The sequence below is a fragment of the Janibacter hoylei PVAS-1 genome (genome assembly GCF_004025845.1).
In the GTDB taxonomy this organism is placed as follows: Bacteria; Actinomycetota; Actinomycetes; order Actinomycetales; family Dermatophilaceae; genus Janibacter; species Janibacter hoylei.
On record NZ_PIPF01000003.1, the window covers coordinates 220,077 to 244,146 of the forward strand.

At 72.2% G+C, this 24,070-nt stretch carries 25 protein-coding genes and 1 pseudogene; 9 read left to right on the forward strand and 17 right to left on the reverse strand.

What is annotated here, in order from left to right; all coding sequences use genetic code 11:
- Window position 1: 1 nt before the first annotated feature.
- Window positions 2-1,195 (forward strand): DUF4185 domain-containing protein, encoded by a 1,194-nt coding sequence (locus CWN80_RS04460; RefSeq protein ID WP_040880451.1) that lies wholly within the window; start codon window positions 2-4, stop codon window positions 1,193-1,195.
- Window positions 1,192-2,094: an HhH-GPD family protein gene (locus CWN80_RS04465; protein WP_007924131.1), complete on the forward strand. Its 903-nt coding sequence runs from the start codon at window positions 1,192-1,194 to the stop codon at window positions 2,092-2,094. Before CWN80_RS04460 ends, CWN80_RS04465 begins: the two co-directional genes overlap by 4 nt.
- A gap of 27 nt (window positions 2,095-2,121) precedes the next feature.
- On the opposite strand, the gene CWN80_RS04470 is transcribed toward CWN80_RS04465, so the two are convergent.
- On the reverse strand, window positions 2,122-2,619 hold the full coding sequence (locus tag CWN80_RS04470; protein WP_007924132.1) for an amino-acid N-acetyltransferase: 498 nt from the start codon (window positions 2,617-2,619) through the stop codon (window positions 2,122-2,124).
- Window positions 2,620-2,695: 76 nt separating this feature from the next.
- Window positions 2,696-4,120 carry an LVIVD repeat-containing protein gene (locus CWN80_RS04475; RefSeq protein WP_007924134.1) on the reverse strand — a complete coding sequence of 475 codons (1,425 nt, stop codon included), beginning with the start codon at window positions 4,118-4,120 and terminating at the stop codon, window positions 2,696-2,698.
- Window positions 4,121-4,292: 172 nt separating this feature from the next.
- Between CWN80_RS04475 and CWN80_RS04480 the strand changes: the two genes are divergently transcribed.
- From CWN80_RS04480 to CWN80_RS04495, 4 genes and pseudogenes are all read left to right on the forward strand, one after another.
- Window positions 4,293-4,961 (forward strand): DUF305 domain-containing protein, encoded by a 669-nt coding sequence (locus CWN80_RS04480; protein ID WP_007924148.1) that lies wholly within the window; start codon window positions 4,293-4,295, stop codon window positions 4,959-4,961.
- A gap of 52 nt (window positions 4,962-5,013) precedes the next feature.
- Window positions 5,014-5,310, forward strand: a pseudogene (locus tag CWN80_RS04485) (ArsR/SmtB family transcription factor); the annotation flags it as partial.
- Window positions 5,307-5,498, forward strand: a complete 192-nt coding sequence (locus CWN80_RS04490; protein ID WP_007924152.1) for a hypothetical protein — start codon at window positions 5,307-5,309, stop codon at window positions 5,496-5,498. The pseudogene CWN80_RS04485 and the gene CWN80_RS04490, both read left to right, overlap by 4 nt.
- Window positions 5,495-6,076, forward strand: a complete 582-nt coding sequence (locus CWN80_RS04495) for a TIGR03086 family metal-binding protein (protein WP_007924153.1) — start codon at window positions 5,495-5,497, stop codon at window positions 6,074-6,076. Before CWN80_RS04490 ends, CWN80_RS04495 begins: the two co-directional genes overlap by 4 nt.
- 244 nt (window positions 6,077-6,320) lie before the next feature.
- On the opposite strand, the gene CWN80_RS04500 is transcribed toward CWN80_RS04495, so the two are convergent.
- The 3 genes from CWN80_RS04500 to CWN80_RS04510 form a co-directional block, all read right to left on the reverse strand.
- Window positions 6,321-8,840 (reverse strand): ATP-dependent Clp protease ATP-binding subunit, encoded by a 2,520-nt coding sequence (locus tag CWN80_RS04500; RefSeq protein WP_007924154.1) that lies wholly within the window; start codon window positions 8,838-8,840, stop codon window positions 6,321-6,323.
- Window positions 8,841-9,013: 173 nt separating this feature from the next.
- Window positions 9,014-9,328, reverse strand: a complete 315-nt coding sequence (locus CWN80_RS04505) for an antibiotic biosynthesis monooxygenase family protein (protein WP_007924155.1) — start codon at window positions 9,326-9,328, stop codon at window positions 9,014-9,016.
- Window positions 9,325-9,987 (reverse strand): DUF4328 domain-containing protein, encoded by a 663-nt coding sequence (locus CWN80_RS04510; RefSeq protein WP_128276941.1) that lies wholly within the window; start codon window positions 9,985-9,987, stop codon window positions 9,325-9,327. The genes CWN80_RS04505 and CWN80_RS04510 overlap by 4 nt, the downstream gene beginning before the upstream one ends.
- Window positions 9,988-10,075: 88 nt before the next feature.
- Between CWN80_RS04510 and CWN80_RS04515 the strand changes: the two genes are divergently transcribed.
- The gene (locus CWN80_RS04515) at window positions 10,076-10,663 is read left to right on the forward strand and encodes a flavin reductase family protein (protein ID WP_128276942.1); all 588 of its coding nucleotides are present in this window, start codon (window positions 10,076-10,078) and stop codon (window positions 10,661-10,663) included.
- Between the two features lies 1 nt (window position 10,664).
- On the opposite strand, the gene CWN80_RS04520 is transcribed toward CWN80_RS04515, so the two are convergent.
- The 3 genes from CWN80_RS04520 to CWN80_RS04530 are packed head-to-tail and all read right to left on the reverse strand — an operon-like array spanning window position 10,665 to window position 14,318.
- Window positions 10,665-11,489 carry an Fpg/Nei family DNA glycosylase gene (locus tag CWN80_RS04520; RefSeq protein ID WP_007924159.1) on the reverse strand — a complete coding sequence of 275 codons (825 nt, stop codon included), beginning with the start codon at window positions 11,487-11,489 and terminating at the stop codon, window positions 10,665-10,667.
- Window positions 11,490-11,501: 12 nt separating this feature from the next.
- On the reverse strand, window positions 11,502-12,464 hold the full coding sequence (ku, locus tag CWN80_RS04525; RefSeq protein ID WP_007924161.1) for a non-homologous end joining protein Ku: 963 nt from the start codon (window positions 12,462-12,464) through the stop codon (window positions 11,502-11,504).
- A gap of 33 nt (window positions 12,465-12,497) precedes the next feature.
- Window positions 12,498-14,318 carry a hypothetical protein gene (locus CWN80_RS04530; protein ID WP_007924163.1) on the reverse strand — a complete coding sequence of 607 codons (1,821 nt, stop codon included), beginning with the start codon at window positions 14,316-14,318 and terminating at the stop codon, window positions 12,498-12,500.
- A gap of 102 nt (window positions 14,319-14,420) precedes the next feature.
- On the opposite strand from CWN80_RS04530, the gene ligD (CWN80_RS04535) reads away from it, so the two are divergent.
- Complete coding sequence (ligD, locus tag CWN80_RS04535; protein ID WP_007924165.1) at window positions 14,421-15,356, forward strand: non-homologous end-joining DNA ligase; 936 nt, start codon at window positions 14,421-14,423, stop codon at window positions 15,354-15,356.
- Window positions 15,349-16,230: a non-homologous end-joining DNA ligase gene (gene ligD / locus CWN80_RS04540; protein WP_007924167.1), complete on the forward strand. Its 882-nt coding sequence runs from the start codon at window positions 15,349-15,351 to the stop codon at window positions 16,228-16,230. The genes ligD (CWN80_RS04535) and ligD (CWN80_RS04540) overlap by 8 nt, the downstream gene beginning before the upstream one ends.
- A 1-nt stretch (window position 16,231) precedes the next feature.
- Here the strand turns inward: ligD (CWN80_RS04540) and CWN80_RS04545 are convergent, their stop codons facing one another.
- The 9 genes from CWN80_RS04545 to panD all read right to left on the reverse strand — a co-directional run bounded on the left by CWN80_RS04545 (window position 16,232) and on the right by panD (window position 24,039).
- Window positions 16,232-16,795: a (2Fe-2S)-binding protein gene (locus tag CWN80_RS04545; RefSeq protein ID WP_007924169.1), complete on the reverse strand. Its 564-nt coding sequence runs from the start codon at window positions 16,793-16,795 to the stop codon at window positions 16,232-16,234.
- 62 nt (window positions 16,796-16,857) lie between these two features.
- On the reverse strand, window positions 16,858-17,187 hold the full coding sequence (locus tag CWN80_RS04550; RefSeq protein ID WP_007924178.1) for a histone-like nucleoid-structuring protein Lsr2: 330 nt from the start codon (window positions 17,185-17,187) through the stop codon (window positions 16,858-16,860).
- Between the two features lie 76 nt (window positions 17,188-17,263).
- On the reverse strand, window positions 17,264-17,473 hold the full coding sequence (locus tag CWN80_RS04555) for a hypothetical protein (protein WP_128276943.1): 210 nt from the start codon (window positions 17,471-17,473) through the stop codon (window positions 17,264-17,266).
- Window positions 17,474-17,477: 4 nt separating this feature from the next.
- A complete protein-coding gene (lysS, locus tag CWN80_RS04560; RefSeq protein WP_040880474.1) occupies window positions 17,478-18,965 on the reverse strand; it encodes a lysine--tRNA ligase in 1,488 nt (495 codons plus the stop codon).
- Window positions 18,966-19,024: 59 nt separating this feature from the next.
- On the reverse strand, window positions 19,025-20,368 hold the full coding sequence (locus tag CWN80_RS04565; RefSeq protein ID WP_128276944.1) for a DUF6297 family protein: 1,344 nt from the start codon (window positions 20,366-20,368) through the stop codon (window positions 19,025-19,027).
- On the reverse strand, window positions 20,361-20,984 hold the full coding sequence (locus CWN80_RS04570; protein WP_007929921.1) for an ABC transporter ATP-binding protein: 624 nt from the start codon (window positions 20,982-20,984) through the stop codon (window positions 20,361-20,363). The genes CWN80_RS04565 and CWN80_RS04570 overlap by 8 nt, the downstream gene beginning before the upstream one ends.
- A 1-nt stretch (window position 20,985) precedes the next feature.
- Window positions 20,986-21,870, reverse strand: coding sequence for a carboxylating nicotinate-nucleotide diphosphorylase (gene nadC, locus CWN80_RS04575; protein WP_007929922.1), 885 nt, complete (start codon window positions 21,868-21,870; stop codon window positions 20,986-20,988).
- Complete coding sequence (locus tag CWN80_RS04580) at window positions 21,867-23,600, reverse strand: L-aspartate oxidase (RefSeq protein WP_202865221.1); 1,734 nt, start codon at window positions 23,598-23,600, stop codon at window positions 21,867-21,869. The genes nadC and CWN80_RS04580 overlap by 4 nt, the downstream gene beginning before the upstream one ends.
- Entirely contained in the window at window positions 23,593-24,039 is a 447-nt protein-coding gene (panD, locus tag CWN80_RS04585; protein ID WP_007929926.1) for an aspartate 1-decarboxylase, read from the reverse strand. Before panD ends, CWN80_RS04580 begins: the two co-directional genes overlap by 8 nt.
- Between the last annotated feature and the right edge of the window lie 31 nt (window positions 24,040-24,070).

A 24,070-nucleotide genomic window follows, 5' to 3' on the forward strand; every position in this document is an offset into this window, starting at 1 on the left:
GATGGCCCGCTTCCTGGTGTCGTGGCTGGCCGGTGGGCTGGTCGTTGCCGGCGCCTGGTTCGGGTGGACCCACACCGCCGAGGTGGACGCTGCGGTGGCCGGACCTGCCGGCTTCGTCGAGCTGGGTCCGACGCCGGAGGGTGAGCCGCTGCGCACCGCGGGCACGGAGGTCGGGTTTGCCTGCTCGGGGCCGACTCCGCGCGATGCCGCGGGCATGGACGACCTCATGGGTGAGCTCGACCGGCAGCCGCGGCTCGAGGGGGCCGACCACGGGGCCTCGATCGAGCTGGCCGACGGCCGCCGGATGTACACCTACGGCGACACGATCCGCGCCGACGGGATCCGGCCCTTCATGGTCCGCAACTCCGTGCTCATCTCCAACGGGGACTGCGTGCGGCCGATGCCGACCGAGCACGACGGGCCCGCGATCCCGAGCGACGGCAAGCAGGGCTACTGGCCGATGTCGATGCGCGCCCGCGCCGTCGAGGGCGGCACGGTCGTCGAGGTCATCACCGCCACCGTCAGCGTGCGCGGCACCGACTCCTTCGAGACGAGCGGGTCCAACCTCGCGACCTTCGAGGTGCCCACCGGCCGGATGCCCCGCCTCGTCTCCCACGAGCCCCTCGGGGAGCGCACCTCCGACCCGCGGGTGCCGACCTGGGGCGCCGCGATGTGGGACGACGGCCCGTGGACCTACGTCTTCGGCACGTCGAGCAATGCCGACAAGTCGACGGCCGGGTGGGCCCTGCACGTGGCGCGGACCAGGCCCGAGGAGCTCGGCAGCCTCGACGAGTGGGAGTACTGGGACGGCAGCAGCTGGGTCGAGGGTGACCCCGGGGCCGCCCAGAGCGAGGCCGCGCAGCTCATCGGGAGCTCCAGCGGTGTCTCGCACGTGCTCAGCGTCATCGAGCGTGACGGCAGCTGGTACGCCATCAGCAAGGAGGGCGACTACCATGGCGTCTGGTTGAGCGTCTGGAAGGCCCCCTCGGTCACCGGCCCGTACACCAAGCACCGGGTCCGGCCCCTCGCCAACGACGGCAAGATCCGGCGCTACGCGCCACTGGCCCACCCCGATGTCGAGATCGACTCCGATCGGCTCCTCGTCTCGTGGAGCGAGGCACCGACGACGCACGGCCCCTTCTACACCCACCCCGAGCTCTACCGCCCGAAGTTCGCAGAGATCGACCTCCCGTGACCCGCCCCGCCCCCGAGACCGGGGCAGCCAGCGCGCTGCTGCGCTCGGCCGTGCTCGACTGGTACGACCGCCACGGACGCGACCTGCCCTGGCGCGACCCCGGCTGCTCCCCCTGGGGCGTCTACCTCTCGGAGGTCATGTCGCAGCAGACGCCCGTCGCCCGGGTGCTGCCGGTGTGGGAGCGCTGGCTGGAGCGATGGCCCACCCCTGCAGACCTCGCCGCCGACTCACCCGGGGAGGCGGTGCGCATGTGGGACCGCCTTGGCTACCCGCGCCGCGCACTGCGGCTGTGGGAGTCCGCCGGCGTCATGGTCGAGCGGCACGCCGGCCAGGTCCCCCGCGACCACGACGACCTCCTTGCCCTGCCCGGGGTCGGGCCGTACACCGCGGCCGCCGTCGCCTCCTTCGCCTTCGGCGACCCACGCACGGTCGTCGACACCAATGTCCGTCGGGTGCTCGCGCGGACGGTGACCGGCACCGAGCACGCCGCCCCCGCCCTCACCGCCGCCGAGATGCGTCTGGCCGAGGCCTCCATGCCGGACGACCGCGACGAGGCCAACCGGTGGAATGCCGCGTCGATGGAGCTCGGCGCCCTCGTGTGCACCGCCCGCGCGCCCCGCTGCGACGACTGCCCGGTGAGTCACCTGTGCGCCTGGCAGGTCGCCGGGCGGCCGGCTCACGACGGACCACCCCGTCGCGGTCAGGCCTGGCACGGCACCGACCGACAGGTCCGCGGGCGCATCGTGCAGCTGCTGCGCGAGAGCGCCGACCCGCTCCCCCGTCGGGACCTGGCCACCACCTGGCCCGACGACCCGGCGAAGGTCGAGCGCTGCCTCGCCACCCTCGTCGACGACGGGCTCGTCGAGCCCGTCGAGGGCGGCTACACCCTGCCGAGGTGAGGGCTTCCCTCCCTTCGCCCGGGTCGCTCAGAGCTGGCGGAGCATCCGGGTGTTGCCGAGGGTGTTGGGCTTGACCCGCTCGAGGTCGAGGAACTCGGCCACGCCCTCGTCGTAGGAGCGCAGCAGCTCGACGTAGACGTCGGGGTCGACGGCCTGGCCCTCGATCTCGGCGAAGCCGTGCCGGGTGAAGAAGTCCACCTCGAAGGTCAGGCAGAAGAGCCGCTCTACCCCGAGCTCGACGGCGTCCTGGGCCAGCGTCTCGAGCAGCGCGCCGCCGACACCGTGGCCGAGGTGCTCCTGCGAGACGGCGAGGGTCCGGATCTCGGCGAGGTCGTCCCACATGACGTGCAGCGCGCCGCACCCGACGACCTGCCCATCGATCTCCGCGACGCGGAACTCCTGCAGCCCCTCGAAGTAGGCGACGGTGTCCTTGCTGACGAGCACCCGTCGCTCGGCGAGCGGGGCCACGAGGTCGCGGATCGCCCGCACGTCGGAGGTGCGCGCTCGGCGGATGGTCACGGTCACCGGACAAACCTACGCCCCCGCCGAATGGGCGGGGACGTAGGTCGGTGGTCGCGTCAGGCGGTGACGCGAAGGGGCCTCAGCGCACCTTGTACTTCGGCTGCGACTGGGCGTTGAACTCGTCCATGACGACCTTGTCGGCCTTCTTGGTCGCCTTGTCGTTGAACTTCAGCACGTCGAAGCCGCGGGCGATGTCCGAGGAGAAGAGGTGACCGTTGTAGTAGTAGGTCGACCAGGTCCCGCCGGTGCCCTCGCTCACGGGGAGTGGGCCGCGCTCGAAGTAGCCGAGCTCCTTGGGCTTCTTGGAGTTGGTGAAGTCCCAGACGCTCACACCGCCCTGGTACCAGGACTGGACCATGATGTCGCGGCCGGCGACGGGGATGATCGAGCCGTTGTGGGCCACGCAGTTTTCGGTCTCGCCCTGGTGGCGCGGGATCTTGTAGTACGACGTGAAGGTCAGCTTGCCGAGCGTGGACAGGCTGTAGATCGCGTTGGCGCCGCGGTTGGGCCCGGTGGCCGCGTCGCATGTCGCCGCGCCGCCGCCGCCGAGCTCGTCGGTGAAGACGACCTTGGTCGCGTCGGCGTTGAAGGTGGCCGAGTGCCAGAAGGCGAAGTTCTCGTTGTCCTGCACCCGCTCGATGACCCGCGGCTTCTCCGGGCTGGAGATGTCCATGATGATGCCGTCGCCCATGCACGCACCGGCCGCGAGGTTCTTGTGCGGGAGCGCGGTGATGTCGTGGCAGCCGGTCGTCGCGGAGCGGCCGGCGATCGGCGTCGGTCCGGGGCCACCGGGGTTGCCGCCGTCCGGGAAGAGGTTGGGCGTGGCGATGACCTCGGACTTCGTCGGTGCGTCCTTGTCGACCTTGACGATCGAGATCAGGTCGTGCGGCGTCTGGCAGTCGGGGTACTCGTCACGCGGCGAGTAGCTCGACACGTAGAGGTAGTCGTTGCCCTTCGTCCTGCCCTTGCCCGGCACGAGGGTGTGGGTGTGCGAGCCGCAGGCCGTCTCGACGGACTTGACGTAGCGCGGGTTGCGCACGTCGGAGATGTCGAAGATCTTGATGCCCTCCCAGCTGTCCTTGATCGTGGCGGACTGGGAGGTCGACGCGCAGGAGTCGTCGCTGCGGGAGGAGTCGGTCGACAGGTAGAGCAGGTCGCCGGAGACGGTGATGTCGTTCTGGCTGCCGGGGCACTTGACCTGGACGATCGTCTTCGGCTTCTTGGGGTTGCGGACGTCGATGATCGAAAATCCGTCGTAGTTGCCGACGAAGGCCTTGTCGTCCTGGAAGGCGAGGTCGGTGCCGACCCCCTCGGCGAGCGCGCCGGAGGGCGCGATGTTGGCGAGGTGCTTGACGTTGGCGCTGCGGCCGATCTCGTCGGTGAGCAGGTCGGTCCCGGAGACGCCGACGCGGTCGTCGGGCCCCTTCGCGGTGGCGGTGCCGATACCGGCTCCGGAGACGGCCAGGGCGGCGACTGCCGCGACGGCCAGGGTGGGTCTGCGCATGATTCCTCCACGGTGGCGTCCCTCGGGGCGGGGTGTGCCCCGACGGGGGTGGAGACAGCCTTGCGTGATCGGCCCCTCCCGCGGCCCCGGGCCGGCCCCCGGTTTGGTCAGGAATGGGTCAGGACCGCCGCCGCACGGCGCACCACGCGCGAAGGGGGATACCGTCGGCCCCGTGAAGTCCCGCCGCGTCGCCCCCTTCGTCCTCGCCCTGGCTCTCGGGCTGGGCGCCTGCTCCTCCGACGAGCCAAGCACGCCGACGGCCACCTCCCCCGACGCGCCGGTGCTCCAGCCCGGGACCCCGGGCGAGCCCAACACCTCGCTGAGCGGCACCTCGGCGGTCGCGACGCCGTCGACGTCGCACAACGACGCCGACGTCACCTTCTTGCAGGACATGATCGTCCACCACTCGCAGGCGGTCGTCATGGGTGACCTGGTCAAGGGGCGCCTGACCGACCGCAAGGTCCGCGGCATCGCCAGCCGGATCCGCGACGAGCAGAAGCCGGAGATGAAGGGCATGGCGACGACCCTGAAGTCGTGGGGCGAGAAGGTGCCGGTGGAGGCAACGAACCCGACGCTCGGCTCCCGCACCGGACACGCCCACCACTCGATGCCGGGCATGGCGACCAAGGAGCAGCTCGACGAGCTGGCCACGGCGAAGGGGGCGGACGTCGACCGCCTCTACCTCGACCTGATGATCGCGCACCACGAGGGCGCCCTGAAGATGTGCAGGACCTTGGGAGAGAAGGGCTCCGACGAGCGCACGGGCGAGCTGGGCGACGACATCCACGTCACCCAGACCAAGCAGATCTCCCAGATGAAGGACATGCGTCGGCGCCTGTGACCGCGAGTCACAGGCGCCGGGCCGGTGGGGGCGAGGCGCTCAGCGCGCCGTCGTCACCCGCCTCACGGTCGGTGACGCCACCGTCAACGATCTCGCCGCCCCCTACGACATCAGCCTCCAGGCGGTGAGCAAGCACCTCAAGGTCCTCGAGGAGGCGGGCCTCGTCAGCCGGCGCAAGGAGGCCCAACGCCGCCCGGTCCACCTCGAGAGCGGGGCGCTGGCCACGATGACCGGCTGGATCGAGCGGCACCAACGACGGGCCGAGGAGCGCATGGCACGCCTCGAGGAGGTCCTGGCGGACCTCCCTGCGCCCGATCACGGCAGCACGAGCACAGGAGCAGACCGATGAGCACCACGCCCAGCACCACCGACCACATCACCACCGCGACCATCGAGGCTGACCCCGAGGTGCCGGTCGTGCGGATCACGCGCGACTTCACGGCGACCGCGGAGCAGCTGCACCGCGGGCACACCTCCGGCATGGAGATCGGCATCAACGAGGGCTACGCCGCGCTCGACGCGGGCGAGGTCGCGTGACCTCCCTCGTCGACCTGTCCGTCACCGACCGCTACCGGTCGGCGGCGGACGGCTTCGCCCGACGCGTCGCCGGGACGACCGACTGGGACTCCCCCACCCCCGTCGCGGAGTGGCGGGCGCGTGACGTCGTCGGGCACCTGACCTCCTGGCTGCCGGCCCTGCTCGCCGCCGGCAGCGAGGTGCGCCTGACGCCCGGGCCCTCGCCCGAGGAGGACCCGGCCGGAGCGTGGGCCGCCCTCGACGACCAGCTGCGGAGCCTGCTCGACGACCCGGCGACGGAGGAGGTCGTCTTCGAGCACGAGCACATCGGGCGGCTGCCACTGCCGCAGATGATCGACCAGTACTTCACCAGCGACGTCGTCTTCCACACCTGGGACCTCGCCCGGGCCACCGGCCAGGACGACCGTCTCGACGAGGCCTTCGTCGCCGATGCCCTCGCCGGGATGCAGGCGCAGGCGGAGATGATCCGCGCCTCCGGGCAGTTCGGGCAGCAACAGCCGGTGCCCGACGACGCGAGCGTCCAGGAGCGCTTCCTCGCCTTCATCGGGCGGGACCCGCGGTGGGCACCGCCGGCCTGACCGCCACAGCCCGGGCATGACGAAGGGGAGGTGACCAGCGATCTGGTCACCTCCCTTCGTACCCCTCGAGACGGCGCTGGCGCGCCTCCTCGGGGAGCGGTGCAAGTCCCCTCGAGACGGCGCTGGCGCGCCTCCTCGGGAAGCGGTGCAAGTCCCCTCGAGACGGCGCTGGCGCGCCTCCTCGGGAAGCGGTAGGAGTCCCCTCGAGACGGCGCTGGCGCGCCTCCTCGGGGAGCGGTGGGTGTCAGTCGGCGGAGCCGTCGCCCGCCTCGACGAGCGGGATGTCGAGCTCGCCGACCTTGGGCGCACCGTGGAAGGTGAAGACGGCGGCCTTGCCCTCGCCCTCGACGTCCACGGCGACGATCTCGCCGGCCGTGAGCTCGCCGAAGAGGATCTTCTCCGACAGCACGTCCTCGATCTCGCGCTGGATGGTCCGCTTGAGCGGACGCGCACCGAGCACCGGGTCGTAGCCGCGCTTGGCGAGCAGCTCCTTGGCCGCGGGCGTGAGCTCGATGCCCATGTCCTTGTCCTTGAGCCGCTGGTCGAGCTTGGCGACCTCGAGGTCGACGATCTGGACGATCTCCTCCTGGCTCAGCTGCGGGAAGACGATGGTGTCGTCGACGCGGTTGAGGAACTCCGGGCGGAAGTGCTGCTTCAGCTCGTCGGTGACCTTGGCCTTCATCCGCTCGTAGTCGGTGCGCTGGTCGGTCCCCGAGGTGAAGCCCATCGCGCCCTTGGAGATGTCCCGGGTGCCGAGGTTGGTCGTCATGATGATGACCGTGTTCTTGAAGTCGACCATCCGACCCTGCGAGTCGGTGAGGCGGCCGTCCTCGAGCACCTGCAGCAGCGAGTTGAAGATTTCCGGGTGCGCCTTCTCCACCTCGTCGAAGAGGACGACGGAGAAGGGCTTGCGGCGCACCTTCTCGGTGAGCTGGCCACCCTCGTCGTAGCCGACGTAGCCGGGGGGCGAGCCGAAGAGACGGCTGACCGTGTGCTTCTCGGAGTACTCCGACATGTCGAGCGTGATGAGGCTGTCCTCGTCGCCGAAGAGGAACTCCGACAGCGCCTTGGCCAGCTCCGTCTTACCGACACCGGTCGGCCCGGCGAAGATGAAGGAGCCACCGGGACGACGCGGGTCCTTCAGACCGGCCCGAGTGCGTCGGATGGCCTGCGAGAGCGCCTTGATCGCGTCGTCGTTGCCGACGACCCGCTTGTGCAGCTCGGCCTCCATGTTGAGCAGTCGGGTCGACTCCTCCTCCGAGAGCTTGAAGACGGGGATGCCGGTCGAGGCAGCGAGCACCTCGGCGATGAGCTCCTCGTCGACCTCGGCGACGACGTCCATGTCACCGGCCTTCCACTCGGCCTCGCGCTTGGCCTTCTCGGCAAGCAGGTTCTTCTCGTCGTCGCGCAGAGCCGCCGCCTTCTCGAAGTCCTGGCCGTCGATGGCCGACTCCTTCTCGAGGCGGACCTTGGCGATCTTGTCGTCGTACTCCTTCAGCTCCGGCGGCGCCGTCATCCGACGGATGCGCAGCCGCGCGCCCGCCTCGTCGATGAGGTCGATCGCCTTGTCCGGCAGGAAGCGGTCGTTGATGTAGCGGTCGGCCATCGTCACAGCCGCGACGATCGCCGGGTCCGTGATCGTCACCTTGTGGTGGGCCTCGTAGCGGTCCCGCAGACCCTTGAGCATCTCGATGGCGTGCGGCAGCGTCGGCTCCGCGACCTGGATCGGCTGGAAGCGACGCTCCAGGGCCGAGTCCTTCTCGATGTGCTTGCGGTACTCGTCGAGCGTCGTCGCGCCGATGGTCTGCAGCTCGCCGCGGGCGAGCATCGGCTTGAGGATGCTCGCGGCGTCGATCGCGCCCTCGGCCGCACCCGCACCGACGAGGGTGTGGATCTCGTCGATGAAGAGGATGATGTCGCCGCGCGTCTTGATCTCCTTGAGCACCTTCTTCAGGCGCTCCTCGAAGTCACCGCGGTAGCGGCTGCCGGCGACGAGCGAGCCGAGGTCGAGGGTGTAGAGCTGCTTGTCCTTGAGCGGCTCCGGCACGTTGTCGTCGACGATGTCCTGGGCCAGGCCCTCGACGACCGCCGACTTGCCGACACCGGGCTCGCCGATGAGGACGGGGTTGTTCTTGGTCCGGCGCGAGAGCACCTGCATGACGCGCTCGATCTCCTGCCCACGCCCGATGACCGGGTCGAGCTGACCGTCGCGCGCCGCCTGAGTCAGGTTGCGGCCGAACTGGTCGAGGACGAGCGAGCCGGCGGGCTGCCCCTCGGCGGGGCCCGCGCCCGCGCCGACGCCGGCAGCCTGCCCCTCCTTGCCACCCTGGTAGCCGGAGATCAGCTGGATGACCGTCTGGCGCACCCGGCCGAGGTCGGCCCCGAGCTTGACGAGGACCTGCGTCGCGACGCCCTCGCCCTCACGGATCAGGCCGAGCAGGATGTGCTCGGTGCCGATGTAGTTGTGGCCCAGCTGCAGCGCCTCGCGCAGCGAGAGCTCGAGGACCTTCTTGGCGCGAGGGGTAAAGGGGATGTGCCCCGAGGGCGCCTGCTGACCGGGACCGATGATGTCCTGGACCTGCTCACGGACGGCGTCGAGGGAGACGCCGAGGGACTCGAGGGCCTTGCTGGCCACCCCTTCGCCCTCGTGGATCAGGCCGAGCAGGATGTGCTCGGTGCCGATGTAGTTGTGGTTGAGGAGGCGCGCCTCCTCCTGGGCGAGGACGACGACCCGGCGGGCCCGGTCGGTGAACCGTTCGAACATGGGATCTACCCCTTCACGTGGTGCTCTGACCTCGATGCTAACCGTGCTCGCCCTCTGAGCCGGGGGCGAACCTCTCACGGGGCACAACGCGGCGTCCTCCCAGCCTGTTCCACGAAGCGACGGGAGTGCCGCGGTGTTCGCTCACAGCGGACTGAGGCGTGCCGGCGGGCGGATCAGCCCTGCGACGGCGCCGGCACATCGATGACGACGTCGAAGCCGAGCAGCTCCGCCCCGGTGGCCACCGGCTTCCTGCCCTCGCCCGCGTGCGCGGCGCGGGCGCCGCCGTCACGCCACGCGGCGAAGGACTCCTCGTCGGCCCAGCGGGTCACGACGAAGTAGCGGTCGCCCCCTTCGGTCGGGCGGAGCAGCTGGAAGCCCTCGAAGCCCGGGGCGTCGTCGACGGTGCCCTGGCGCTCGGCGAAGCGACGCTCGAGCTCCTCGCCGGCCTGCGGGGGGACGCTGATGGCGTTGATCTTGACGATGCTCACGAGGTGACCCTAACCGCCTGCTGTGCGGCGGCGGTGGCCTCCCGGACGATGCGCCACCACAGCACGAGGGCCACGACCGCGACGACGGCGTTGACCTGCAGGGCCGCGACCCAGCCGTCGACGTCACCGGCATCGGCCAGCAGGCCGCCCGAGGTGTCGCGGACCGACCCGACGCCCATGAGCAGCCAGGCGATCCACCACGGCCAGAAGCTGCCGACCCGCGATCCGAGGGCACGGCTCGCGTCGGCCACGACCTGGTACGGGAACCAGAGGTTGACGATCGGCACGACCCAGCCGGCGAAGGCCCACCAGCGGGCCCGTCGCTGCAGATGACCCGGGTCGGCCCACTCGGCCACCCGTCGCACGCCGAGCAACCACCACCCGGTCGTCACGAGGCCGGCCAGGAGGGCGAGACCGCCCAGTCCGATGCAGAGGTTGGCGAGGTCCACCGCCGCAGAGGTCGCCGCCCGTCCCTGCACCCAGGCGTGCACGTCATCGCGACGCACGGTCACGACGGCCGCCGCGGCGACCCACGACACGGTGAGCGTCACGGCGGACACGAGGGCCGCGTGACCGGCGACCGTGGGGGCCGGGGGCGGTGGGCCGACCGGCGTGGTGCGCTCTTCGGCGAAGGGGCTGGTGACGTGAATCCGAGGCATGGCGATCACGCTAGGTCGGGACAGCAGTCGTCGCGCGGCCATCGCGCTGCCCCTGTGGACGACGTCGAGCCCTCCGTAGGCTGACTCCATGCGCACGGTCTTCGACCCCACCGACCCGGGCAGCCACGCGTACGGGCTGCTGACGAGCATCGTCGTGCCACGCCCCATCGCCTGGATCTCCACCCTCGACGCCGACGGGGTCGGCAACCTCGCGCCGCACTCCTTCTTCACCGTCGTCTCCGCGCACCCCGCGATGGTCAGCTTCACCTCCGTCGGCCGCAAGGACACGGTGCGCAATGTCGTCGCGACCGGTCACTTCGTCGTCAACCTCGTCACGGAGGACCTCGCCGAGCTCGCCAACGCGAGCAGCGCTCCCTTCGCCCCCGAGGTCGACGAGGCCCAGACCCTCGGAGTGCGGCTCGAGCCGAGCGCGGTCGTGCCCGTCCCCCGCGTCGCGGACTCGCCGGCATCGATCGAGTGCACCCTGCACTCGACGCTCGCCCTCGGCGACGCGCACCTCGTCGTCGGCGAGGTGCGTGCCATCACCGTCGACGACGCGACCCTCGTCGACGGGCTCCCGACGATCGAGGCGCTGCGGCCGGTCTCCCGGCTCGGGCGCGACGAGTGGGGGCACTCCCCCGAGGTCTTCCGCCTGCAGCGACCGCGGCGGCCCTGACTCAGCTGCGGCGCTGGCAGTTCCCGCACCAGTAGAGCGTGCGACCGGCGACGTCCTTCGCCCTCACCTTCGACCCGCAGACGACGCAGGCCTCGTCGGTGCGCTTGTAGACATAGCTCGTCCGCTCCGTGAGGTGGACGCCCTCCCCCTGCGCCAGGGCGGCCTCGACCTGCTCGACCTGCTCGTCGACGGTGACGATCCGGCTCGTCGCCACACCGAGCGGCAGCAGCCGGCGCAGGTCGGCCCAGATGAGGTCCCACGAGGCCCGCTTGAGGCGCTCCCCCGGCGTCGCGGGGTTGATCCGGTGCCGGTAGAGGACCTCGCAGCGGTAGACGTTGCCGACCCCGGCGATCACGTCCTGCTCCATGAGCAACGCCGCGATCGACTTGCGCGACCGGTGGACCCGCTCCCAGGCGGGCCCACCATCGGTGTCCCGCAGGGGATCCGGGCCGAGCTTGGCGTGCACGGCGTCCTCCTGCTCGGGGGTGACCACCGCGCACGTCATCGGGCCGCGCAGGTCCGCGACGTGCCTCTGCGAGGCGATGCGGCAGCGGACCTGACCGATGACCGGCCGCTCGCCGACGTAGGCGGCCTCGTCGATGGTGAAGGTCCCGATGAGCCCGAGGTGGACGTGCAGGATGCGGTCGCCGGCGAACTCGACGAAGAGGTGCTTGCCGTGCGCCCGCGCCTCGACGAGCTCGTGGTCGGTGAGCAGCGCCGCGCCCGCGGCGAAGCGCCCCTGCGGGGACGACACCTCGACGACCTGCCCGGCAAAGGTGGCGTGCAGGTCGCGGGCGATGCGGTGGAGGGTGTGGCCTTCAGGCATGACGAAGGGGGCTCAGCTCGCCTTCTTCTTCGGGGCCGTCTTCTTCGCGCTGGTCTTCTTCGCCGTGGACTTCGTGGCGGCGGTCTTCTTGGCTGTCGCCTTCTTCGCGGTCGCCTTCTTCGCGGTCGCCTTCTTGGCCGTCGCCTTTTTCGCGGTCGCCTTCTTCGCGGTCGCCTTCGCCGGCGCGGGGAACGACTCGCCGCGCGCGGCCTTCGCCTTCTCCACCGAGCGGGCCAGCGCGGCGAGCAGGTCGACGACCTCGCCCGACTCCTCCTCGTCGTCCTCGACCTGCTGGACCTGCCCTCCGTCGATCTTCGCGCGCACGAGGGCCTCGACGGCGAGCGCGTAGTCGTCCTCGAACTCGTCGGGGTCGTAGTCGCCGGCGAGCTCGTCGATGAGCATGCGCGCCATCGACATCTCCTTGTCGGAGAGCTCCTGGTCCTCGACGCTCGCGAAGTCGGCCGAGCGGATCTCGTCGGGCCACAACATCGTCTGCATGACGATGACCCCGTCGCGCACGCGCAGGACGGCCATCGTCATCCGCGTGCGGATCGAGACCGTGACGATCGCCATGCGTCCTTGGGCCTCGAGGGCCTCCCGCAGCAGGACGTAGGGCTTGGTCGCGGTCTTGTCCGGCTCGAGGTAGTAGCTCTTGTCGAGGAGCATCGGGTCGATCTGGTCCTCGGGGACGAACTTCTCGACGCTGATCTCCTTGCTGCTGCGCGTCGGGAGCTCGGCCATGTCCTCGTCCGTGAGGACGATCATCTGGCCGTCCTCGGTCTCGTAGCCCTTGGCGATGTCGTCGTAGGCGACCTCCCGGCCGTCCTTGCTGCAAAACCGCTTGTAGCGGATGCGGCCGCCGTCGGTGCGGTGCACCTGACGGAACTGCACGTCGTGGTTCTCCGTCGCCGAGTACAGGCGGACGGGGACGTTGACGAGGCCGAAGGAGACGGCCCCCTTCCAGATCGCTCGCATGGGTCCTCCTGACGACGTGTGGCCGTCGCCAGCCTACGCGTCGGGGTCGGGGCGCAGAGCGTAGATCCGCGAGCGCCCGTCCTCGTCCGCGGCGACGACGAGGCCCAGGCCGGAGCCGGTCACGCCGACCGGCACGCCGTCGGGGTCGGGGACCGCCTCGGGCAGAGGGGTGACCACTCCCCCCTTCGTCGTCGTGTGTCGCGGGGACCAGGCGCGGTCGTCGATGACCCGTAGGGTCTCCCACCCGCTCGCCAACGGCTCGGTCGTGCCCGTGCCGAGGTCGACGGCCACGGAGCCGGCGACCGCCCAGCTGCCGTCGGGCGAAGCCGCGAAGTCGTCCGCTCCCACGCGGCCCGGCACCGTCGTTGTCCAGCTCTCGGCCATGAGGTCGGTGACGTCGTAGCCCACGAGGTGGGTCGTGCGGTTGTTGCGCGTCCAGTTGACGACGAGGTGGGTACCGGCGACCCCGAGGACGCTGCCCGGCAGCGACCCGTAGGCCGGCGGCGCAAGGAGGGTGCCCGTCGAGACCTCCCCGCCGTCACCGGACTGCCACCAGTGGCCGGTCGTCCCGACGGACAGGACCCTCCCTTCGTCATCGGCGCCGACGGGGCTGCCGCCGCTCGGCAGGGTCCGGCGGCGCAGGGCACCGTCGTGGAGCACGAGGGCGGTCAGCGTCTCCTCGTTGGCGAGGAGCGGCACCGGGCTGCCCTCCACGAGCCGCACGTCGGCCTCGGTGAAGGTCCAGGTCTGCACCGTCGGCGCCGTGCCGCCGGACCCGAGGTGGGGCCACAGGTAGAGCTCGTTGCTCGTCGCCGCGATGACGGCCGGCCGGTCCTCCCAGGTGATGAGCTGCGGGGGTCCGGTGAGCGGCCCGTCGACGCGGCTGGACCACAGCTGGCTCCCGTCCGCCCCGCTGAGGGCGGTGATGTCGGGCTGCGCGACGTCACCGGTCGTCGTGATGACGGCGCCCTCACGCAGCAGGACCGTCGGGGCGCGCCCCTCGACGGCGATCGGCGACGAGACCCACTCGGCCTGGCTGGTCCACCCGTGGACGGGCGCGACCGGCGAGATGCGCACGGCCTCGTCCGCCGGGTCACCACCCCACGGCAGGCCACCGCCGATGACGAAGGGGGTGACCACCAGAGCGACGACGGCGACGGCCGCGACCCCGGCGAGCCACCACCGACGACGGCCCGAAGGCCGCGGGTCGTCGCGCCAGGGTCCGGCGGACGCTGCCGGCGCCCCACCGGCGAAGAGGTCACGCACGTCGATCCGCGGCTGCGTGTCCATCTCGTCGGGCGAGAGGTCGTCGGCACCGACGACCTGCTCGACCCGATCCCACGCCTCTCGCGTCGGCGGCGGCAGCGCCGACTGCCGCAGCGGCGCGACCGGGGCGCCGTCCTGATGGGGCACGGTGAGCGTCGCGCGGGCCAGCTCGGCAAACCGACCGGTCACCTCGCTCGGCGCAGGCTGCGCGGCGTGCGCCCGCGAGAGGACGACGACGGCCGAGCTCGCGAGCGCGGCCGCTCGACCACCCCGCGCGTGCATGGCCTGCAGATGGGACACGGCGGTGGCGACGTCGCCGGTCGTCGTCGCGACGACCACCTGGTCGGTGTGCTCGACGGCACCCGGCCAGTCGAGGGGGCGGGTGGCGACGGCGATGTCGAGGTGTCGGGTGCCGCGCGCGAGTCGGTGCACCGGTGCGGGCCCACCGGCCGGCGGGGCCGCGTGCTCGGCGAGCAGGGCGTACCCCTCACGACGCACCGATGCCCCGGCGAGCATCGCAGCGGTCGTGGCCGCCAGCTGCGCTCCACCGACGACGACGACGGTGCGCGTCGCGTTCGCTTCCCCCACGGGTCCCCCTGATGTCCTGCGCTCGTCCCTGCGGGCCCGAGGGGCCACCCAGCGGGGTCAGACTATCGGGGGCCTGCGGGCGCGACCGGGCAGGATGGCCCCATGCGCCCGATGCTCGCCACCCTCACCGAGGCCCTGCCCCAGGGGCCCGGCTGGGTGCACGAGGTCAAGTGGGACGGCATGCGGGTGCTCGCCGACGTGCGCGGCGGCGGCCTGACCCTCACGAGCCGGTCCGGTCGCGACGTCACCGCGTCCTTCCCCGAGCTCGTCGCGCTCGCCGAGCTCTACGACGACATGCTCCTCGACGGCGAGGTCGTCGCTCTCGAGGCCGGCCGGCCCTCCTTCGGCGCCCTCGCCGAGCGCATGCACGTCTCCGACCCGCGTCGAGCGGCCCGCGCCGCGGTGGCACGGCCGGTCACCTTCATCGCCTTCGACCTGCTGCGCCTCCTCGGCCAGGACCTCGTCGACCAACCCTGGTCGACCCGCCGCGCGTTGCTCGAGCAGCTCGACCTCGACGGTCTGCGCTGCCAGGTGCCCCCGACCTACGACGACGGCGAAGGCCTCCTCGCCGCCACCGTCGACCAGGGCCTCGAGGGGGTCGTCTCCAAGCGACGCGATGCGCCCTACGCACCCGGCCGCCGCTCGCCCGACTGGCTCAAGCGGCCCCACCGCGACAGCGTCTCCGTGGTCATCGGTGGCTGGCGACCCGAGGTCGGGGGCACCCGGCTCGGCGCCGTGCTCGTCGGGCTGCCCGACACCGACGGGTGGCGCTTCGTCGGCCGGGTCGGCTCCGGCCTCGCCGGCCGTGCCGGGGCGAGCCTGCTCACGCGGCTGCGACCGCTGGAGCGAGCGGACTCCCCCTTCGCCACGGAGGTGCCGCGTGAGGACGCGACGGGCACGACCTGGGTCGAGCCCGAGATCGTCGTCGACGTCGCCGCCCTCGGGCGCAGCTCGGGCGGCCGGCTGCGGCAGCCCGCCTTCCAGCGGGTGCGGACCGACCTCACCGCCACCGACCTGCTGGAGACGGGCGATGGCTGACCCCCGCGGCACCGTCACGCGCGTCGAGGTGGCCGGCCGGGCCCTGCGGCTCACCTCGCTCGACAAGGTGCTCTACCCCGCGACGGAGACGACGAAGGGAGAGGTGCTCTCGTACTACGCCCGGGCCGGTGAGACGGTCCTCGCCCACCTCGCCGGACGGCCGGTGACCCGCGTGCGCTTCCCCCACGGGGTCGAGGACATGAGCTTCTTCGAAAAGAACCTGCCCTCCGGCGCACCCGACTGGCTGCCGCGGGTGCAGGTCCACGACGTCACCTATCCCCTCGTCGAGGACCTCGCGCAGCTGACCTATCTCGTCAACCTCAACAGCATCGAGCTGCACGTGCCGCAGTGGCGGGTCGCCGACGGCGAGCCGCTCAACCCGGACCGGCTCGTCATCGACCTCGACCCCGGCAAGCCCGCCGGTCTGCACGAGTGCGCCCGGGTGGCGCTCCTGCTGCGGGAGCGACTCGACGCACTCGGCCTCGAGCTCTACCCCGTCACCTCGGGCAGCAAGGGCATGCAGCTCTACGCGACGCTCGGGGGCGACCTCACGAGCGACCAGGTCCGCGACCTGACCCAGCAGCTGGCACAGGAGATGACCCAGCGCCACCCCGACCTCGTGCTGTGGAAGATGACGAAGTCGTTGCGGCCGGGCAAGGTCTTCATCGACTGGAGTCAGAACGTCGCGGCGAAGACGACCGTCTGCCCCTACTCGATGCGCGGTCGGGAGGACCCGTGGGTCGCGGCCCCGCGGACGTGGGAGGAGGTCGAGGCCGGCGCCGAGGACCCCGGCGCGCTGACCCAGCTCGACCACGAGCAGGTGCTCGAGCGGCTCGAGACCGACGGTGACCTGCTCGCCCCGCTGCTCGGGTGACTCAGCCCTGCCGGGGGCAGCCCGCGCACGGCGCGCACCCGGGCAGCGCGTAGAGCAGGCAGCACGACTCCCGCTCCGGCGGCGGCGCACCGTGCAGCCGGGCCAACGCCATCTCCCACATGTCCTCGACCATGCCGAGGCGCTGGCGGCTGCTCATCTTCGTCGGCGTCGGCAGGGCCTGGGCGATCGTCCGGGCCGTCGCGACGTAGCCGGCCCGGGCCGCGTCCAGGCGTGCCACGTCGTCGTCGACGCGGCGGTGGTCACCGGGCCGCACCTGCACGGCGACCGGGTAGAGGTAGACGGGGTCGAGACCGGTCGACCACAGCGCGGGGTCCGCCGACAGCACGAAGGGGGTCCGCGTCGCCGCCGTCGCGATGACCGTGGCGAGCGGGTCGATCAGGTACTGCAGGACGAAGGCCGAGGGCATGCCCGGCGGGGCGACCCCCGACTGTTCGAGCGTCACCTCGGCGTAGCGCTCGATCCACGCGGGGGCCAGCTGCGTGGCCCGGGCCAGCGACACCCCGAGGTCCGGGTCGCCGTCGTCGGCGACCCGGACCCGGAGCACGGCGAGGTGCCGGTCCAGCTGCGCGACGGCCTCACGCAGCTCGGCACCCGTGGGGGCGGCGCTCAGCCGTTGGCCCGGGCGTAGGCGTCGCGCACCTTCTGGCTGATGCGACCGCGGTCGGAGACCTCGTGGCCGTTGGCCCGGGCCCACTCGCGGATCTTGGTCAGCTCGCTGCTGCTCGTGCGCGACGACGAGGCGCCACCCGAGCTCTTGCGACCGGCGACCCGACGACCGGCGCCGACGTAGCCGGCGAGGGCGTCACGCAGGGCGGCGGCATTGCGCTCGTTGAGGTCGATCTCGTAGGTCACGCCGTCGAGGCCGAAGGTGACGGTCTCGGTCGCGTCGCCACCGTCGAGGTCGTCCTCAAGGATGATCTGCACACGCTGTGCCATAGGGGATCCAATCATGAGAATGAATTGACGGATCCAGACTAACCATCACTGGCGCAGATGTCGCATTCGAGAAATGCTATTCCTTGTCCGCCTTTTCGGAAGGCTCGGAATGTGCACTTGAGGACTGCTGCTTCGCCTTCTGCTCGGCATTCCATCGCGCGAGGGCCTGGCGCTCTCGCCGGTCACCTTCGATCATGTACTTGATGATCCAGTAGAAGAGAAATGCGACGCCGACGGTCGGCAGCAGGGCTGCCGCATAGGGCCACCAGGTGTCGATGAATTCCATGGGATCAGGCCTCCGGCTTCAGGTGCGGGAAGAGGATGGTCTCCCGGATACCGGCACCGGTGAAGAGCATGATGAGACGGTCGATGCCGAGCCCGAGGCCACCCATGGGCGGCGCACCGAACTCGAGGGCCCGCAGGAAGTCCTCGTCGAGCTGCATCGCCTCGTCGTCACCGGCCGCGGCCCTTCGGGACTGGTCCTCGAGGACCTCCCGCTGGATGACGGGGTCGATGAGCTCGGAAAAGGCGGTCCCGCGCTCCACCCCGCCGATGAAGAGGTCCCAGGCCTCGATCTGGCCCGGCTTGTCGCGGTGCGGGCGCGCGAGGGGCTGGGCGATCGCCGGGTAGTCGCAGATGAAGGTCGGCTGGACGCAGGTCGGCTCGACGAGCTCGGCGACGAGCTCCATGGCGACCTTGCCCGCCTCCCACGACGGGTCGAGGTCGACCCCCTTCGCCGCCGCGATCTCACGCAGCCGCTCGACGGGCGTCGTCACGTCGACGGCCTCGCCGACGGCCTCGCTCAGCCCGTCGTAGAAGGAGAGCCAGCGCCACTCGCCACCGAGGTCGACCTCGCCCGCGGGCGTCGTGACGACGCGGCTGCCGGCGACGTCTGCGGCCGCGAGGTGCAGCTCCTTGATGAGCTCGGCCATCGTGAACTGGTCACCCCAGGCCTCGTAGACCTCGAGCGAGGTGAATTCCGGAGAATGCGTCGAGTCGACACCTTCATTGCGGAAGAGACGACCCATCTCGTAGACCTTGTCGACACCGCCGACAACTGCCTTCTTCAGCGGCAGCTCGAGGGCGATGCGCAAGGACATCTTCTGGTCGAAGGCATTCATGTGCGTGTCAAAGGGGCGCGCTGCCGCGCCGCCGTGCACCAGCTGCAGCACCGGCGTCTCGATCTCGATGAAGCCGCGCGCGTGCAGGGTCTCGCGGATGGCCCGCACGATGCCGGCGCGCAGCCGCACCATGTCCCGTGCCTCCTGGCGCACGACGAGGTCGGCGTAGCGCTGACGCACGCGCGCCTCCTCGGAGAGGTCCTTGTGCAGGACCGGGAGGGGTCGCAGCGCCTTGGAGGCCAACGTCCACGAGGTCGCCATGACCGACAGCTCGCCGCGGCGCGAGCGGATGACCCGGCCGGTGACGGCGACGTGGTCACCGAGGTCGACGTCGGACTTCCACGCCGCGAGGGCCTCCTCGCCCACCTCCGCGAGCGAGAGCATGACCTGCAGGCGGGTCCCGATGCCCTCCTGCAGCGCGGCGAAAGCGAGCTTGCCGGTGTTGCGCACGAACATGACGCGGCCGGCGACCGTGACGACGTCGTCGGTCTCCTCACCGGTCTCGAGGTGCCCCCAGGACTGCGCCACCTCGGCCAGCGAGTGGGTCCGCCCGACGCCCACGGGGTAGGCCTGCCGCCCCTCGGCGAGGATGCGGTCGCGCTTGTCGCGCCGGATGCGCATCTGCTCGGGCAGCTCGTCGTCGGCGGGGGTCTCCATGGGGGCGTCACTCACGGGAGCCACGATATCCGCGCGCCGCGCCGTGCCCGAATCCTCGCCTACTCCCGAGGGCGCAGCAGCTGCCAGCCGAGGAGGGCGAGCGTCGCGCCCACCGCGAGCGACCACAGCCCCCGGGCGTCGGCGGCGAGGACGAGCAGCCCGACGCCGACGGCGAGGTCGGGACCGTGGACGACGGCGCGCACGAGGCCCATCGGCAGGGCGCCACCGGGTGTGGCGACGACGAGCCCGAGCCCGGGCGGCGGCGGCTCGGCCGCCCGCACGGCCGCTGCGGTCACCCCGGCGGCGACGGCCACGGGCGCCCACGGCGGCAGCCCGAGCGGCAGCAACGCCAGCGAGCTGCCCACCCCGACGAGGGCGAAGGGGGCCACCGCCAGCACGGCGGCGACCGCACCCGGGTGAGCCGGCAGGGCACGACGCAGACCAGGGGTGGCGACCCATGCGGTGAGCCCGCCACCGGAGAGTCGCGCGAGGACGAGGCCGGCGATGCAGGTGAGCACGACACCGACCAGGGGGCCGATGAGCAGCCCGGCGGCGAGCGCGGCGAGGCAGCCGAGCAGCGCCGACAGCAGCCGCGAGCGGCGCCGGACGAGCGCCCGCAGCTCGTGGGTCAGCAGCCCGGTGAGCGGGCCCCCGACACCGACGGCGCTGGTGAAGCGTCCTCGGCGACCCAGCCGACGGCGTGCGGTCAGGGCGTCGAGAGCGGTGCCGTCGAGCATGAGGGTCGTCGCCCGGACGGCGGCAGTGACCTCTCCCGCTCGACGGAGGTCGGCGTCGGCCACACCGCGCGCGGCGGCCGCGATCGGGCGGGCACGCCCCTGCCGGACGAGTGCCGCGGCGGCGAGCACGAGGGCCAGGACGGCCCCCGCGACGGCGGTCAGCACGACGGGCGCGACGGGTGAGCCGCTGCGCCCGAGCCCGACGGCGAGGGCAAAACCGGTGAGCACGCCCCAGGCCCCGGCGGCCACGGCGGCGACCCCGGCGACCTGCAGCACCCCGCCGCGCAGGAGGGCTCCACGGTCGGCGGGCGTCGAGAGCAGCCAGGTGGCCCGGCCGGGGTCGGCCCAGGCCGGACCCGCCGCTCGCAGCCCGGCCGCGGCAGCGACGGCGCCGAGCAGCCCCATCGCCATGGCCATCCAGCGGTGCTGGGTGCCGCTGAGGCAGGTCGTCGCGCAATCGGGGCGCAGGATCGACGGCCCGGTCGCGGCGAAGAGCAGGGTGAGCAGGGTCGCGGTGACGAAGGCGCCCACGTACCAGTCCTGCAGCAGCTGCCCCCACCCGGCGGTGTGGGTGCCGCCCCGCACCGCCCGCACGGCGGCCCGCGCCGAGGCCCGGTCCCCGACGAGGTCACCCGGCGGGACGACCGGGCCGGCAGCCTCAGGCATCGCCCTCGACGGTCACGACCCGGGCACCGCTGCGGGAGATGACCTCGGGGTCGTGGCACGCGACGAGCACCGCGCGCCCGGCGGCGGCGTGAGCGGCGAGCCAGTCCCCGAGCCAGGCCCGGCCGGTGTCGTCGAGCCGCTGCTCGGGCTCGTCGGCGAGCAGCAGGGCCCAGGGCCGCACCATGGCGGAGGCGAGGGCGAAGCGCTGTGCCTGGCCCGACGACAGCGTGCCCGGCAGCTGGTCGGCGACGTGCTCGATGCGGGCCTCGTCGAGCGCCCCGGCGACGACGTCACGCGGGTCGGCCACGCCGTGACCCCTGGCGAGCACGTCGAGGTGCTCGGCGACGGTCAGCTCGGGCAGGACGCCGAGGTCGCCGAGCACGGTGCACAGCGCGCGCCGGGTCTGCGGGACACGGGTGTCGAGCAGCGCCTCGCCGAGGCGGACCTCGCCCGCGTCGGGTGACTCGCTGCCGACGATGCAGCGCAGTGCCGTCGACTTGCCGACGCCGTTGGGCCCGACGAGCGCCACGACCTCGCCGGCTGCGACGTCGAGGTCGAGCCCGTCGAGCACAGTGCGGCCCCCGTAGCCCTTGGTGAGTCCCCGGACCTGCAGCACGTCAGACGAGGTCGAGCGCGAGGTCGATGATCGGCGACGAGTGCGTCAGACCGCCGACGCTCATCCAGTCGATGCCGGTGGCGCCGTAGGCGGCAGCGACCTCGAGGGTCAGCCCACCGGTGGCCTCGATCTCGACCGTCTCGCCGCGCTCCGCGGCCCAGCCGCGCGCCGCCGTGACGGTCTCGCGCAGCAGGTCCGTCGACATGTTGTCGCACATGAGGAACCTCGCCCCGGCCTCGAGCGCCTCGATCGCCTGCGCGGTGGTCTCGACCTCGACCTCGATCGTCACGTCGGGGTGGCGCTTGCGGATCGCGGCGAAGGCCGCACCCACTCCCCCGGCGGCGAGCACGTGGTTGTCCTTGACCATCGCGACGTCGTAGAGGCCCATCCGCTTGTTGGTGCCGCCGCCGGCGCGCACCGCGTACTTCTCGAGGGCGCGGAGCCCCGGGGTCGTCTTGCGGGTGTCGAGCACGGTGCAGCCCGTACCGGCGAGCGCATCGGCCCACCGGCGGGTGTGGGTCGCGACGCCCGACAGGCGGGACATGATGTTGAGCAGCGTCCGCTCGGCCATGAGCACCTGCTGGGTGGCGCCGGCGACGACGGCGATGACGTCGCCGGCCTGCAGCCGGGTCCCGTCGGCGACCCGCACGTCGACCGCGGGCGGCCTGCCGCCCGTCCGCTCGGCGACCCCGGCGAGCACGATGTCGATGACGGGCGCACCGGCGAGCACACCGGCCTCCCGCGCGACGACGTGGCCGGTCGCCTGCTGGTCGGCGGGGATCGTCGCGGTGCTCGTGACGTCGAGACCGTCGGGCCCGAGGTCCTCGTCGAGAGCGGTGGCGACGAGCCGCCGAGCGGCCTCGGTCGGGAAGTCGAGCGCCGTCACTGCATGCCCTCCTGTGGGTCGTCGCCGTCGACGTCCTCGTCGCCCTCCGGCCAGGCCAGCGCGACGTCGAGCTTGATGACGGCGAGCTCGCCGTCATCGGGGTCGCGCACGTGCACGAGGTGGGCGGCCCACCGGTCGTCGTCGTGCTCGGGGTGGTCCCGGCGGACGTGCCCGCCGCGGGTCTCCTCGCGCAGGTGTGCCGCGGTCGCGAGGGCCTGACCGAGGTGGAGCAGGTTGGTCGTCTCCCACGAGCGGGGACCCGGCTCGGCCGGCCCGTCGGTGCCGGCAGCGAGGGCGGCGAGGTCGGCGAGCGCTGCGGTCGTGGACTGCGCGGACCGGAGCGGGCCGACCCCCTTCGTCATCACCTGCTGCAGCTGCGCCCGACGCGAGGAGTCGAGCAGGCCCGTCGTGCCCTCGCCCCGCGGCGTGGCCGGCGGCAGCTCGCCTGCGGCCAGCCGCGCGGTGAGGTCCTCGGCGATGCGGTGGGCGAAGACGAGACCCTCGAGCAGCGAGTTGCTCGCGAGACGGTTGGCCCCGTGGACCCCGGTGCACGAGGCCTCGCCGCACGCGTAGAGACCGACGAGGTTGGTCCGGCCGTGCAGGTCGGTGCGGACACCGCCGGAGGCGTAGTGCTGGGCGGGCGCGACGGGGATCGGCGCGGTTGCCGGGTCGATGCCGAGCTCGCGGCAGCGGGCGACGATCGTCGGGAAGCGGCGCTCGAGGAAGTCGCCACCGAGGTGCCGCGCGTCGAGGAGGACGTGGTCGGACCCGGTCGCCTCCATCCGGTCGAGGATCGCCCGGGCGACGACGTCGCGGGGCGCCAGGTCGGCCATCGGGTGCAGACCCGTCATGAAGGCCTCACCGGTCGTGTCGACGAGCACGGCGCCCTCGCCGCGCACGGCCTCTGAGACGAGCGGCTGCTGGCCCGTCGCACCGGCCCCGAGGTGCATGACGGTCGGGTGGAACTGGACGAACTCGAGGTCGGCGAGCGCCGCGCCGGCGCGCAGGGCCGCCGCCATCCCGTCGCCCGTGGCGACGGGAGGGTTGGTCGTCGCCGAGTAGATCTGTCCCAGCCCGCCGGTGGCGAGCACGACGGCGCGGGCGTGGGCCGCGCCGATGCCGTCGACCTCTCCCTCCCCGATGACGTGCACGGTCGCGCCGCAGACGACGCCCTCGTCGGAGGTCAGCAGGTCGACGACGAGCGCGTGCTCGATGACCTCGATGCCCGGGTCGGCGCGCACGGCCTCGAGCTGGGCGATGAGCGCCCGGGAGATCTCGGCACCGGTCGCGTCGCCGCCGGCGTGCGCGATCCGGTCACGGTGGTGACCCCCTTCGCGCGTCAGGGTGATCTCTCCGGAGGCGTCGGTGTCGAAACGCGCGCCGAGCCCGATGAGCTCGCGCACGCGGGCCGGGCCCTCGGTGACGAGGACCTCGACGGCGGACTCGTCGCACAGGCCGACGCCGGCGACGAGGGTGTCGTCGAGGTGCTCGGCGGGCGAGTCCTCGGGCGCGAGCGCGGCAGCGATCCCACCCTGGGCCCAGGCGGTGGACCCGGCCGAGAGCTCGGTCTTGGTGACGAGCAGCACCCGCTCGACGTGCTCGCGCAGCCGCAGCGCACAGGTCAGGCCGGCGATGCCGGAGCCGACGACGAGGACGTCTGCCTCCGTCGTCCACCCCGGCGAAGGGGAGGTCAGGAACCTCGGCAGGGTGACCGCCGCGGGGTCACCCACCGAGGGCGCCGTCCCCCGAGTGGTCGCGGTGGGTGACCGCAGAGGTCTTCAGCCCGTAGCCGTCGGGTACGTCGCCCGCGTCGTGGTACTGCTCGACGATCTTGTTGTCGCCGTCGACGAAGACGACGTTGGGCTCGAAGGTGCGCGCCTCGTCGTCGTCCATCGCGGCGTAGGCGATGATGATGACGAGGTCACCGGGCGAGACGAGGCGTGCCGCCGCGCCGTTGATGCACACGATGCCGCTGCCGCGCTCGCCCTCGATGGCGTAGGTCGTCAGTCGGTTGCCGTTGTCGATGTCGACGACGTCGACCTGCTGGCCGGGGAGCATGCCCGCGGCGTCCAGGAGGTCCATGTCGATGGTGAGCGAGCCGACGTAGTGCAGGTCGGCCTGGGTGACCGTGGCGCGGTGGATCTTGCTGTGGAGCATGAAGCGCTGCACGCGAGTGTCCTTTGTCGTGTGTGGCGAGGTG